The sequence below is a fragment of the Microvirga sp. Mcv34 genome (assembly GCF_024519725.1).
GTDB lineage: Bacteria > Pseudomonadota > Alphaproteobacteria > Rhizobiales > Beijerinckiaceae > Microvirga.
Map to the genome: position 1 here is coordinate 1 of NZ_JALJRK010000109.1, position 10965 is coordinate 10965.

General features: G+C 65.2%; 16 protein-coding genes and 1 pseudogene. 8 read left to right on the top strand and 9 right to left on the bottom strand.

Annotated features, from left to right (window positions below; translation table 11 throughout):
• Positions 1-4 precede the first annotated feature (4 nt).
• Both OC446_RS27010 and OC446_RS27015 read right to left on the bottom strand, forming a co-directional pair.
• A complete protein-coding gene (locus OC446_RS27010; RefSeq protein WP_262032058.1) occupies positions 5-139 on the bottom strand; it encodes a hypothetical protein in 135 nt (44 codons plus the stop codon).
• A 79-nt stretch (positions 140-218) separates the two neighbouring features.
• Complete coding sequence (locus tag OC446_RS27015) at positions 219-371, bottom strand: hypothetical protein (RefSeq protein WP_262032059.1); 153 nt, start codon at positions 369-371, stop codon at positions 219-221.
• A 116-nt stretch (positions 372-487) separates the two neighbouring features.
• On the opposite strand from OC446_RS27015, the gene OC446_RS27020 reads away from it, so the two are divergent.
• The gene (locus OC446_RS27020) at positions 488-724 is read left to right on the top strand and encodes a DUF6894 family protein (RefSeq protein WP_262032060.1); all 237 of its coding nucleotides are present in this window, start codon (positions 488-490) and stop codon (positions 722-724) included.
• Between the two features lie 354 nt (positions 725-1078).
• Here OC446_RS27020 and OC446_RS27025 read toward each other — a convergent pair whose 3' ends face one another.
• Positions 1079-1252: a hypothetical protein gene (locus OC446_RS27025; RefSeq protein ID WP_262032061.1), complete on the bottom strand. Its 174-nt coding sequence runs from the start codon at positions 1250-1252 to the stop codon at positions 1079-1081.
• A 389-nt stretch (positions 1253-1641) separates the two neighbouring features.
• On the opposite strand from OC446_RS27025, the gene OC446_RS27030 reads away from it, so the two are divergent.
• Positions 1642-1905: a hypothetical protein gene (locus OC446_RS27030; protein WP_262032062.1), complete on the top strand. Its 264-nt coding sequence runs from the start codon at positions 1642-1644 to the stop codon at positions 1903-1905.
• A 155-nt stretch (positions 1906-2060) separates the two neighbouring features.
• Positions 2061-2210, top strand: a complete 150-nt coding sequence (locus OC446_RS27035; RefSeq protein WP_262032063.1) for a hypothetical protein — start codon at positions 2061-2063, stop codon at positions 2208-2210.
• A gap of 231 nt (positions 2211-2441) precedes the next feature.
• Here the strand turns inward: OC446_RS27035 and OC446_RS27040 are convergent, their stop codons facing one another.
• Positions 2442-2597 carry a hypothetical protein gene (locus OC446_RS27040; RefSeq protein ID WP_262032064.1) on the bottom strand — a complete coding sequence of 52 codons (156 nt, stop codon included), beginning with the start codon at positions 2595-2597 and terminating at the stop codon, positions 2442-2444.
• Positions 2598-2799: 202 nt separating this feature from the next.
• Here OC446_RS27040 and OC446_RS27045 point away from each other — a divergent pair, with 202 nt between their 5' ends.
• Positions 2800-3798: an ornithine cyclodeaminase family protein gene (locus tag OC446_RS27045; RefSeq protein WP_262032065.1), complete on the top strand. Its 999-nt coding sequence runs from the start codon at positions 2800-2802 to the stop codon at positions 3796-3798.
• 114 nt (positions 3799-3912) lie between these two features.
• Here OC446_RS27045 and OC446_RS27050 read toward each other — a convergent pair whose 3' ends face one another.
• The 3 genes from OC446_RS27050 to OC446_RS27060 form a co-directional block, all read right to left on the bottom strand.
• A complete protein-coding gene (locus tag OC446_RS27050) occupies positions 3913-4809 on the bottom strand; it encodes a DMT family transporter (protein ID WP_262032066.1) in 897 nt (298 codons plus the stop codon).
• A 141-nt stretch (positions 4810-4950) separates the two neighbouring features.
• Complete coding sequence (locus OC446_RS27055) at positions 4951-5844, bottom strand: NAD-dependent epimerase/dehydratase family protein (protein WP_262032067.1); 894 nt, start codon at positions 5842-5844, stop codon at positions 4951-4953.
• 304 nt (positions 5845-6148) lie between these two features.
• Positions 6149-6925 (bottom strand): hypothetical protein, encoded by a 777-nt coding sequence (locus tag OC446_RS27060; protein WP_262032068.1) that lies wholly within the window; start codon positions 6923-6925, stop codon positions 6149-6151.
• A gap of 143 nt (positions 6926-7068) precedes the next feature.
• On the opposite strand from OC446_RS27060, the gene OC446_RS27065 reads away from it, so the two are divergent.
• Positions 7069-8079 (top strand): zinc-binding alcohol dehydrogenase family protein, encoded by a 1011-nt coding sequence (locus tag OC446_RS27065; RefSeq protein ID WP_262032069.1) that lies wholly within the window; start codon positions 7069-7071, stop codon positions 8077-8079.
• Positions 8080-8163: 84 nt separating this feature from the next.
• Here the strand turns inward: OC446_RS27065 and OC446_RS27070 are convergent, their stop codons facing one another.
• On the bottom strand, positions 8164-8835 hold the full coding sequence (locus OC446_RS27070; RefSeq protein ID WP_262032070.1) for a class I SAM-dependent methyltransferase: 672 nt from the start codon (positions 8833-8835) through the stop codon (positions 8164-8166).
• A 305-nt stretch (positions 8836-9140) separates the two neighbouring features.
• Between OC446_RS27070 and OC446_RS27075 the strand changes: the two genes are divergently transcribed.
• Together OC446_RS27075 and OC446_RS27080 are read left to right on the top strand one after the other, a co-directional pair.
• Positions 9141-9332 carry a hypothetical protein gene (locus tag OC446_RS27075; RefSeq protein ID WP_262032071.1) on the top strand — a complete coding sequence of 64 codons (192 nt, stop codon included), beginning with the start codon at positions 9141-9143 and terminating at the stop codon, positions 9330-9332.
• Between the two features lie 177 nt (positions 9333-9509).
• A complete protein-coding gene (locus OC446_RS27080; protein ID WP_410055156.1) occupies positions 9510-9662 on the top strand; it encodes a DUF1127 domain-containing protein in 153 nt (50 codons plus the stop codon).
• Positions 9663-9672: 10 nt separating this feature from the next.
• Here the strand turns inward: OC446_RS27080 and OC446_RS27085 are convergent, their stop codons facing one another.
• Entirely contained in the window at positions 9673-10290 is a 618-nt protein-coding gene (locus tag OC446_RS27085; RefSeq protein WP_262032072.1) for a class I SAM-dependent methyltransferase, read from the bottom strand.
• Between the two features lie 285 nt (positions 10291-10575).
• Here OC446_RS27085 and OC446_RS27090 point away from each other — a divergent pair.
• Positions 10576-10965, top strand: a pseudogene (locus OC446_RS27090) (hypothetical protein); the annotation flags it as partial.

Below are 10965 nucleotides of genomic sequence, written 5' to 3' on the forward strand. Positions count from 1 at the left end.
CGTTTCATGATGGCCTCCTGCCGCCGAACTGGATCGGGTGAATGACGATGGCGGGCTCCGCCTTGCGGATGGCGGGCCGGACGGGAACGGAGACGATCAACGGCTGATCGGTCAGCCTGTCGAGGACGATGAGAACCATGACGACCTCCTGCTTTCGTTCCGATGATGGCGGAGGCGGGAGTGTCTTTCCGTGACGGGCGTCACAGAAGCCGAAACCTTCAGAATGCGGGTGAGACCTGGAGGCGGGACTGGCGGGTCACATCGAGCGTCTCCTTGGCGGACAGCACGACGGGCCGCGGCGCGCGGCCGTTCACGGCCATGGCGTCGGCCACGAACAGGAGAGCAAGGACACACAGGATGCGGCGGGACATGATCGGCCTCCATCTGGCCCCGACGATGCCAGCGGATGCCTCGGAAAACCGTGATCGTGCGCACAGAAGCCCGGGCGGCTCCATGCGAGAGTGAAGCCATCGAGATGGAGGCTCACATGTTTTATCTGTACTTTCATTGCGCAGGTCCCGGCGAGATCCTGATCGACCGCGATGGAACAGAGGTCCTCGATCTGATCGAGGCCCGGGATCGGGCTCTCAGCCTGGCGAAAATGCTCGTCGAGCAGGCCTTCGGCACCCGCGACTTCAGCGACTGGCACGTCTATGTGAGCGACGAGGAAGACGACGAGATGCTGCTGATCCCCTTCTCCGCCGTCATGCCGACGATCCACTAGAGCCTCGGACCCAAAAGTGGCTTCCACTTTTGGGTCCGAGGCTCCTTCTCTTGGCTGGCGCATCGGATGGACCGGAAACCGGGTCCACTTTTCCGTCCGATGCGCTAAAGCATCGAACGCACAGGTGGGTACCGGTTTTGCGTGGAAAGATGCGTCGAACCAAAACTTAGAGCACCGGACGTGAGTTCGATGCCACGGCCGATGCTCCAGAAAGGCTCTGGCCAGGAGGCGCAGGGCTGTTCCAAGCCCTACCCCGTTAGGGCCGCCCTCGGAGAGCTGCGGTCTTCACCGACCGTCGAACATGCCGCCTCCGGTGCCTGAGGGCGCGACGGCTCGGCATCCAGGACTTCATCCTCACGCCTTGAAGAAGCGCGACGTGCGGGCAAGCCAGTCGGCCTGCTCGGCCATATGGCGCCAGCGGCGCGCCGTCGAGCGCAGTTCCGCACGCGCGTCCGCCCGGTGAGACGGGTCGTCCGCGAGACGCTCCGCCCTCGCAGCCTTCTCTCGGTAATGCTGATTCAGATTCATGGGTCTCTCGCCTTGCCATCAGGTCTTGACGGAGCCCTTCGGCCTGTCGGGAAACGAAAGCGTTACCTGCTGACCGGATCGGGGATCTAGAATGGTGATTGTCATCACGGGCTCCTTCGATTGGGGTCATCATGACCGAGGGTGCGCGGCCGTTCCGTGACGGGCAGCACAGAGACCGGATGTGACGCGGCGCACAGATCCTGGGACGCACCCGGGTTAGTTTGAGAGCCTTCCTCCCTGTCAACTCAGCGCCTCGATCACCGATCGGGCGCTTTTCTTTTGGTCGCTCCCGACCCCGCGGCCCGGTCTCTGTGACCAATGCCACATCGGCCGGCACTCCTGCGATGTAGCGTCGAAGCGTGCAACAACCCTTTGACTGGAGACAGACCATGACGAAGACACAGCGAACCCGGATCGGCGCCGCCCTGTCCCTCATCCTTGTAACCGGATATGGCGTGGCGAGCGCCGACGCCTGCGACTCCCGGGTCACGACGCGCCCTGGAGACCTGTGGGATCGGCCGATGCCCGTGGTGCGGGACCATCGCAGCCCCGGCGCCTCCGCGCCCGGCGGCGTGATCGTCACGAGCACGTCCGGCGGTCCGATCGTGCGGGACCACCGTGCGCCCCCGATCGTGCGCGATCATCGCCGGTAAGGATCGGTGCGCCTTGCGCATCGTGCGGATCATCCATCTCGCACGATGCGCAGGAGCCAGCTTTCAGCCGGAAATCGCATGAACTGTGATGGCCGCCACAGCCATCAAGAGACCTTCGGAATACAACGATGACAGCCCTGAATGGAGAGTGTTCCATGAAGCAGAACCGCAAGTCGTTCGTGTTCATCCGCAAGAGCGATGCCAAGTCGGTCTTCGACTCGATTTATCTCCGCGAAGCCGTGTTCCGCAAAGCCGTCACGGCCTCGGACGTGAAAGCGGGACTTCTGCCGAGGCGCAATGGTTAGAACATCGCGACCTGTCGTGAGCGAGCGAGGACCGATCCCTCCGGTCCTCGCTTGAAAGTTTCACTGTCATTCGTTGAGCCGACGCAAAAGCACCGGACGTGAACCTGGATTCACGTCCGGTGCTTTTGCATTCGAGGCACGAGAGCTGTTTCCACTGACCGGAATCAGCTCTCTTCCTTGTCTGACCGCATCGTTTGACGGTGGACCGGATCCACTTCACCGAACGATGCGCTAGCCGACGCGCCGCCAATATCCTTCGAGCGGAATCGCGACCGCACAGCGCTCGTCGGTCGAAAACCGGGGGTAGTCGTCCCCTTGCGTCCAGCCGCCGTTTCCGCCGGGAACGAAGTGCCAATAGACGAACACGATATGAGAGATGACCCACATGCCAGCCTCCTGATCTGTACCGATGCTAACGCGGACAGGCGGCGTGCTATGAGACGGACGTCACACAAGGTCGCCGTTGGTCGTCATGAGACGGGGTGGACACGTACCCTGGATCGTGCGACCGGGTTTTCTGTGTCTCTGCTCCACGAGCAACCCGGCCCGCCGCTTTCGGAAGGGCCGAGGCAAAGGGAAATCGCGTGCCATGATCGTCCTCTCCGACAAGGAAATCCGTTCGCTCCTGCCGATGCGCGAGGCCATTGAGATCGTCGAGAAGGCGATGATCGCGGTCTCCGATGGCGCCGCGAACCTGCCGCTGCGCTCAGCCATCGATGTGGGCGGTCCGAACAAGATGGGGGTCATGCCGGGCGCGCTCATGCCGGGCAACGGCCGGATCGACGCCTGTTTCGGCGTGAAGCTGGTGAGCCTGTTCCCCGGCAATCCCGACGCGGGATATTCTTCGCACCAGGGAGCGGTGGTCCTCTTCGAGCCTGAGCACGGCTCGGCCATCGCCATGATGAATGCCGGCCTCCTGACCGCCATCCGCACGGCGGCCGCCAGCGCGGTGGCGACCAGGGCGCTGGCCCGGCCCGGTTGCGCGGCGCTCGCCATGGTCGGGGCAGGAGAACAGGCCGAGCAGCATCTGGAAGCCATGCTCCGCGTGCGTCCGTCAATCCGGGAACTGCGGGTGGCCGGACACCGGCGCGAGAAAGCGGAAGCCTTCGCGTCCCATGTGGGGGAACGCTATCCGGATCTGGCCGTCCGGGTCTTCGACGACGTGCGCTCGGCGGTCGATGGCGCAGACCTCGTCTGCACGGTCACGTCCTCGGCCGAACCCGTCCTGATGGGCGAATGGGTCGCGCCCGGTACCCATCTCAACGTGGTCGGGGCCTCGATCCCGTCGAAGCGCGAGATCGACGAGGACACGGTGGCTCGCTCGAAATTTTATGTCGATTACCGCCCGTCCACCTTCGCCCAGGCCGGCGAGGTCATCAGCGCCATCGAGAGCGGACGCATCGGGCGCGAGCACGTGCTGGCCGAAATCGGCGAGGTTCTGGCCGGGAAAGCCGCCGGCCGGACGGCCGAGGACGACATCACGCTCTATCGCTCGCTCGGCGTCGCCGCGCAGGATCTCGCCTGCGCGGGCCATTGCCTGCGCGAGGCGAAAGCGCGGGGCCTCGGCGTCGAGGCGTCGCTCGACTGACCCGAACTCATTCTAAAGCATCGGACGTGAACTCGACCGCACGTCCGATGCTTCAACATTCGGTTCGACGCATCTTTTCACGCAAAACCGGTACCCACTTGTGCGTTCGATGCTTTATCGCTGGCGGTCCCAGACCAGGGCGGCCAGCGGCATGACGTGGTTGCGCCGCAAGGTGATGATCAGGACGCCGCAGAGCGCGATCCCTGTTCCGGCGGCCATCCGCATGTCGAAGTGATCCCCCGTGACGAGCAGTCCGAGAGCCACGGTCATGAGCGGATTCATGATCGTCAACGGAGCGATCAGGTTGGCGGGGTACTTCCCGATGAGCCCATAATAAATGGTGTGGGCGACCAGGGAGACGATCAGGGCGGAGAACAGCAACGCCGCCAGGAAGGCCCAGCCGGCCTCCATGGCCTTGGGGAATTGATTGACCTCGAGACCGGCGGAAAGGAAGGCCAGAGGCAGCACGGAGGCGAGACCGATCCAGGCCTGGAACCGGAGCGGCTTCACGCCCTCCATCTGCTTCATCATCACGGCTGCCAGCGAGCCTGCCGCCGCGGAGCCCAGGATGAGGGCAAGTCCGACGGAGATCGGAAAGCCGCCGGCTGGATCCCACATGACGAGGACACCGCCGATGAAGGTCAGCGCGATGCCGAGGCCCCGTCGCCAATAGACTTTCTCTCCGAGAATGGCGACCGACAGGAGGGTCGTGATCGGCAGGCCGAGCTGCCCGACGATGGCGGCGCTCGACGGGCTCGCCGTTCGGATGCCGAGGAAGAAGAGGGCGAAGCCGCCTCCCCCCATGAGAAAGCCCACCAGCAGGATGCGCCATGTCGGCTTGGGCATGGGCAGGAGCCACGGCAGGGCCAGCATGGCGACGATGCCATAGCGGATGGCCGCGTAGAACAAGGGAGGGATCGCCATGTCGGAGACGACGATCTTGCTCACCACCGTATGGGCTGCCCACAGGAGGCAGACCAGAATCATCAGGGAGAAATCACGCAGGGCCATGATACTGGATAGCGCGGCTCTCACGGACGCCACAAATGCCGCGTGCGTAGGGCTGGCATGCTCCCGAGGGTTGGAGACGTTCACGCATTCGAAAGGATCGCATCCGGCGCCGGGGATGGCAGAGCGGCACGGCTCGGAGCCTCAGCCGACATGGTCCCAGATGTCGTCCTGCGGTTCGTAGCCGATGAGGCGGCGGGTGGTCTCGATGTCCCACGCCATGCCCCGGTTGCGCGACATGCCGTTGACGACGATGCCGGGCTGCGGCCACGCTTCCGCATCCGAAAGAAGCGCCCGCTCGATCACGGCCGCGAAGTCCCGGTTCGAGAGCCACATGTTCCGGAACCACGTGAGATCGCGCTCCGTATCCGGCCCGGCGCTCGCTTCCTCGCCGGGCAGGCCCGACGTGTTGATGGTCTCCGGCCTGTTCTCGCCTGGCTGGCACCAGCCGATCCGGACGCAGACGGCTTTCAACGCGCCGGCCGAGCGATGCGCCTCGGCGAGGCAGGCGCGCTCGCCCATGAGCTTCGATGCCCCATAGGCGAAGCCCTGGACCGTCTCACGACCGTTGAACCAGCGCGTTCCCGGCCCGGGAGGCAGGGAGGTCGTCAGGGCGCCGGGCGTCAGGGTATCGGCCAGGGGCGCGTCCTTGTACTGCCCCATCACGTGGTTCGAGGAGGCGAAGACGAGCCTCGGCAGGCCCGCCCGGCCGGCCGCCGCCAGAAGAGCGAGGGTCATGTCGAAGGACGCGCAGGCATCGCTCCAGGGCGCGTCGGGATAGGGGTTCTGGGCGGCGAAATGCACCGCGCCGTCTACCCCGGCAAGGGCCGCGTGCCATTGCACGTCGGTCGGGTCGGCGAGGTTGCCCGCAACCCACTCCACCCGGCCCGATGCGCCGGCGGCCGGCGGCACGGCACGGTCGAGAGCGACGATCCGCTCGCACCAATCCTGCGCCAGGAGGTGGGCGATCAGCTTGCGGCCGAGATTGCCCCCTGCGCCGGTGACGAGAACGGATCGGATCGGTTTGAGGGAAGACATGACCGGACTGACGCTCCACAGTAAGGATCGGGAGGCAGTATTGCGCCGCCTTCGCCGGCTGTCACCTAAGGCCAACCAGGGGCTCGGACATGGAAAGGCCCAGGCTCCGGGGCGAACGGACAGGATGCCTTCGCATCTCTGCCTCGCGCACTACGGGCCTGGGCCAATGGGGTCCAGACGGGCGCCTGCATCGTCAGGCAAGCGCAGGAACGGACCATGCCGGAGTACATCCGTCCTGGCACGGTCCCATCGACGCTGACGGTGACGCCCGCCGCTGTCGAAGTCCACAACAATGTCCGCTGGGTCAGCCTGATATGGGGATTGGATTCCGGTCCGCAAGGGGCACGACGAATTCTTCTTCGAGGGTCGCGTCGGGGTCGAGAATCCGCCGCCTAGCCCGCTCGGCGGCCTCCCCGGCGCATTTCTCCACGTGTGCCGTCCTGTTGATCACCTGCAGGTTGGGAGCACCCCAGAAGGCGAGCAGTTCCGGCCAAGGCCGTGTGCGATGCTCCGACCAGACGGCGAAGAGCGGCACGCGGTGGTCGACCTCCGCCGTCTTGAGCAGGCGGCGCCCGCTCGTTGCGCATCGGCGCTGCTGGCGCAGCTTGAGGCTCTTCAAATGGTCGGGCGGCGCCGTCCAGAGCTGCCACGCCACCACGCAAGCCGCGTGCCATGTGGCGTTCCTGTTCGGCTTGCCGTCGTCCCAGAGGTCGCAATGCCAGCCCAGCCGGTAGACGGGCTGGCCGCAGATGCAGCAATGCCCCGGCCCGCGAGCGAAGGCCGCTTCGCGGTAAGGCGCGGGCGGAACGCGGAAGGACAATGGCAGACCCGAGTCCTTGACCGATCCGAGCCGCCACTCCCATCCCGCCGGCTGACCGCTCCGGGTGGCGAGCGCCCGCGCCAGCCGGTCGGCCAGGAGCGGACGGTGCCGCCAGTAGGACTCGACCGCGCGGCGCTGGGTCGGCGGGGTCAGGGGCTGCCGGAGCGCATGGGACAGGACGCAACCCGGGAACAGCGCCGAGAGACGCTTCTCGAGCCTAGCCCGTGCCTTCTGGTTCTTCTCGTCTCGCCAGGTGGACATCCGATCAGCCGCGCCCTCGCCCCTATGAATCGTCGTCGGGTCTATAGCGCACCGGAGGTAAACATCGGCTTTGCGCTTTCGCCGTCCCACCCTAAGCTTCCCTTCAGGTACAAGGAACCAGAAACCCGTTGGGAGAGACGCCGATGAAAGCCCTGCGATGCGATGAGCCCGGCCGCTTGAACGTGATCGAGCGGGATGTTCCGCGCGCCGGTCCGGGCGAGGTGCTTGTGCGCATCCGGCGTGTCGGGATCTGCGGCACCGATTATCACATCTTCCACGGCAACCAGCCTTACCTCGAATACCCCCGGGTGATCGGCCATGAGCTCGCGGGCGAGGTGGTCGAGGCGCCGAGCGGCAGCGCGCTCAAGAGCGGCGACATCGTCTGCATCGAGCCCTATCTCTGGTGCGGCACCTGCCGCGCCTGCAAGCAAGGCAAGACGAATTGCTGCCGGCACCTGCAGGTTCTGGGAGTGCACCGCGACGGCGGGGCCAGCGAATATATCGCCGTGCCGGAGCGCAATGTGGTGCCGGCCTGGGGCCTGACCCTGGACGAGGCCGCGATGGTGGAGTTCCTGGCGATCGGCGCGCACGGCGTGTGGCGCTCAGGGATGAACGCGGCGAGCCGTGTCGCCGTGGTGGGAGCCGGGCCGATCGGGATCGCCGCTGCGATCTTCGCCAAGGTGCGCGGCGCTGACGTGTCCGTCCTCGACATGAATGCCGGCCGCCTCGCCTTTTGCCGCGACAAGATCGGCGTCGATCATGTCTTCGAGGTCTCGGCCGACATCGACGACCGCCTCGCGGCCGCCACCGAGGGCGACTTCTTCGACGTGGTCATCGACGCGACCGGAAACCCCAAGGCGATGATGAAGGGCTTCTCCTATGTCGGCCACGGCGGCACCTACGTTCTCCTCTCCATCGTGCGCGCGGACATCACCTTCAACGATCCGGAGTTCCACAAGCGGGAGACGTCGCTGCTCGGCAGCCGCAATGCCACGCGGCAGGATTTCGAGACCGTGCTCGACGTCATGCGCGGCGGCGGCGTGCCGACGGCCGCGCTGGCAACCCATCATGGCCGCCTCGAAGACGCACCGGACCTCATTCCCCGGTGGTCGACCCCCGAGGCGGGCGTCATCAAGGGGCTGATCGAGATTTAGCGCATCGAACGCAAAAGTGGGCACCGGTTTTGCGTGGAATGATGCGCCCAACCAAAAGTTAGAGCGTCGGACGTGCGTCCGAATTCACCTCCTGGGACCCTCTTTGAAGATCCGGCACTTCGGCGGGTCGAACTCGATCGGGGACTTGCCCTCGGCGGCGAAGAACTCGTCGAAGGCCTGCTTTACGCCGGGCCAGTGCGGATAATCGTCGCCGATGAGCACACCTCCCGGCCGGATCATCGGCCACCATTCGCGCAGGTCCGACGTGACGGCGTGAACGTCGTGACCGCCATCGATGTGAACCACGTCCGGCCGCACGTCGTAGTGGCGCAGGACATTGGCGGCATTCACCGAGTCGAGCGGCAGCGGGAGCACGTAATCGGCGAGCCCCTCCCCGACGATGTTGGCCGCGAAGGTATGGTAGAGCGCGGGAAAGCCGTTGATGAAATTCAGGTGCGCGAACCATTCGTCGTTGGTCCAGTGATCCCAGGCGCCGAGCCAGGTATCGACGGCGATCACGACGCCGTCGTGGTTCATCTCCCTCATCCTGGAGGCGAGCGAGATCACGGAGCCGCCCTTCCAGACGCCGACCTCGACCACGACGGAGGGCCGTAACGTCTCGACGGCTTCGGTCAGGTAAGGGTGGATCGAGCCCCAGCCTTGGCGATCCTGCCGGTACAGGCGCTCCGGGAAGGTCAGGAACGGATCCTGACCGCGCCACATCGTGCTGACCAGCTTCTCACGGATTGTCGTCATCCTGGACCTCTCTGTTCCGGATGCGGGCAGTTCGGCCGCCTCCACGCCGGATCAATCGCAGCCTGCCGATAAGGTTCGAGCGACACCCGGCGGGCTGGAATCTGTTTCACCGCGTTCGCTGCTCAAACGCGAAGCAATCTGCCGCTTCACTAAGCTACTCATGCATAGCAAGAGAACATTTACCTTTGTGACATGCAGTCAGTGCATGAGACGCATTCCCTCAAGCCGTCTTTTTGCAGCGCACAAGAGTGGTCATATTGCTAGACGAAAGTATAAGACAGATCGAACCGAACCAGGACAGTCCCATGAGCACCTTGCAGATAACAGCCCCGGTTTCCACCCAGAGCCTCGCCGCCACACGGCGTGCCGGTCCGGTGCTGCGGGCGTTCCGTGCCGTGGTCGAAGCCGTCGGCGAGTCAAACCGTCGGAAGGCCGAGCGCGAAATTGCCCGCGTCGCCCGGAACTACGGCGTCGTGGCCACCGAACTCCGCGGCTGAAGCTCGAACCGAACCAAACCGTCCATCAGGAACCAGCCATGATCATCGTCAGCATCCTCCGCCTCGTCCGCGCCATCCTGTCCGACGCCCGTCAGCTGCAGCGCGAGGCGGTCCGCCGTCATCCGAACCTCGATTGGTAATCCGAACCGAATTTCCCCATTTCAAGGAGACATTCCCATGATCACATCCATGATCCTGTCCCGCCTCGCGTCCTGGCGCCGCTACCGCCAGACCTTCCGCGAGCTCGAGGCACTCAACGACCGGGAGCTGGCCGATCTCGGCATCGGTCGCCGCGACATCCGAGCCATCGCCCGCCAGGCCGCTCAGTAAGCCGGAGGCCCTAAGCCTCCGCGACGCCCTGGCATAGGAAGCCGACCGGCCGCGGCGCGCCGTCGAGGTAGTGGGACTCGATGCGCCGGATCGTGAATCCGGCCTCGTCGAGCAGCTTCTGAACCGGACGCGTCAGGTTGCAACCCACGGCGAGCCTGCGCCAGATCGGGTTGAGCCGATGCTGCCACGTCGCCACGTTGATATCGCTCGACAGGCCGTGCTCCAGGAACAGCACCCGCCCCTTCGGTTTCAGCACGCGCCGCACCTCGCGCAGGGCCTGAGCCGGATCCGCTACCGAGCAGAGGGTATAGGTGATCACCGCCGTGTCGATGACATCGTCCGCCAGGGGCAGAGCCTCTGCCGGCGCCTGGATGATGTCCAGGGGGACCGGTGAGCGACGGCGGCGCTCACGGCCGAGATCCAGGAACTCCGCAATGGGATCGACCCCGATGACGCGCGTGACGCGCGCCGGGTCATAGAGCGACAAATTCAGACCCGGGCCGATCCCGATCTCCAGCACCGTGCCGGCGGCTTGTGGAACGATCTTCTCGCGTTCAGCCGCGATGCCGTCCATCGCGCACAGGCAGCTGACGAAGCGCGGACCGATATGGCGTGCATAGAATCCCATGCCGAGATCATCCCTTTCGAGATTGGAAAAGACGCCCCCTTGACTTCACCATAGGCCTTGCCGGCGCGGCGATCTGTGAGCCAGCGCACGCGCCTCGACGCTCGACGCGATGTCTCTCGAAAGCAGCGCGTCCGATTATCCCTAATTTAACCAAGCCGTCGTTTAATCGGGCCTCGTGAATGTATTGCTTCACGCATGAAGGTCTCGACCGCTCCGACCACATATGTCGGCCCCGACGAGCAACAGACCCCTCATGCGCGATCGAGTTGTTGCGTAGAGTTCGCCATGTTGCACAGTTCCTATCGGTCCGGCGTCCGTGCCCCGCGCAAGAAGCGGCGCAATCTTCTTCCGACAGCGGTTCTCGTGGCGATCTCCATGAGCCCCCTCGCCTATTTCGTCGATTTCCAACATCGGAGCGATGAGCCTCGCGGCGAACAGGTGAGCCCCGCCGCCGCTCCCGCGCCGGTGCAGGCCGCTGCGGTGACCACCTACGACCCGGCGCTTGTCGCCCCCGTGTTGATCATGAAGGCCGACGCTCTTCACTTCGCGCGCAATGCCCCGCTGCAGGCGGCGTTCACACCGCCCCCGGCACCGCGACAGGTCGCCATGGCCCCGGTTGTGCCCGCGGCGCCCGCGCCCTCCGTCGAGCCCACGCCGGCACCCGTCCTTGCGATG

What these genes read in the sequence shown, in the direction of transcription:
- OC446_RS27010 (WP_262032058.1), bottom strand. Translation starts at nt 139, where the DNA reads ATGGTTCTCATCGTCCTCGACAGGCTGACCGATCAGCCGTTGATCGTC.
- OC446_RS27015 (WP_262032059.1), bottom strand. Translation starts at nt 371, where the DNA reads ATGTCCCGCCGCATCCTGTGTGTCCTTGCTCTCCTGTTCGTGGCCGAC.
- OC446_RS27020 (WP_262032060.1), top strand. Translation starts at nt 488, where the DNA reads ATGTTTTATCTGTACTTTCATTGCGCAGGTCCCGGCGAGATCCTGATC.
- OC446_RS27025 (WP_262032061.1), bottom strand. Translation starts at nt 1,252, where the DNA reads ATGAATCTGAATCAGCATTACCGAGAGAAGGCTGCGAGGGCGGAGCGT.
- OC446_RS27030 (WP_262032062.1), top strand. Translation starts at nt 1,642, where the DNA reads ATGACGAAGACACAGCGAACCCGGATCGGCGCCGCCCTGTCCCTCATC.
- OC446_RS27035 (WP_262032063.1), top strand. Translation starts at nt 2,061, where the DNA reads ATGAAGCAGAACCGCAAGTCGTTCGTGTTCATCCGCAAGAGCGATGCC.
- OC446_RS27040 (WP_262032064.1), bottom strand. Translation starts at nt 2,597, where the DNA reads ATGTGGGTCATCTCTCATATCGTGTTCGTCTATTGGCACTTCGTTCCC.
- OC446_RS27045 (WP_262032065.1), top strand. Translation starts at nt 2,800, where the DNA reads ATGATCGTCCTCTCCGACAAGGAAATCCGTTCGCTCCTGCCGATGCGC.
- OC446_RS27050 (WP_262032066.1), bottom strand. Translation starts at nt 4,809, where the DNA reads ATGGCCCTGCGTGATTTCTCCCTGATGATTCTGGTCTGCCTCCTGTGG.
- OC446_RS27055 (WP_262032067.1), bottom strand. Translation starts at nt 5,844, where the DNA reads ATGTCTTCCCTCAAACCGATCCGATCCGTTCTCGTCACCGGCGCAGGG.
- OC446_RS27060 (WP_262032068.1), bottom strand. Translation starts at nt 6,925, where the DNA reads ATGTCCACCTGGCGAGACGAGAAGAACCAGAAGGCACGGGCTAGGCTC.
- OC446_RS27065 (WP_262032069.1), top strand. Translation starts at nt 7,069, where the DNA reads ATGAAAGCCCTGCGATGCGATGAGCCCGGCCGCTTGAACGTGATCGAG.
- OC446_RS27070 (WP_262032070.1), bottom strand. Translation starts at nt 8,835, where the DNA reads ATGACGACAATCCGTGAGAAGCTGGTCAGCACGATGTGGCGCGGTCAG.
- OC446_RS27075 (WP_262032071.1), top strand. Translation starts at nt 9,141, where the DNA reads ATGAGCACCTTGCAGATAACAGCCCCGGTTTCCACCCAGAGCCTCGCC.
- OC446_RS27080 (WP_410055156.1), top strand. Translation starts at nt 9,510, where the DNA reads ATGATCACATCCATGATCCTGTCCCGCCTCGCGTCCTGGCGCCGCTAC.
- OC446_RS27085 (WP_262032072.1), bottom strand. Translation starts at nt 10,290, where the DNA reads ATGGGATTCTATGCACGCCATATCGGTCCGCGCTTCGTCAGCTGCCTG.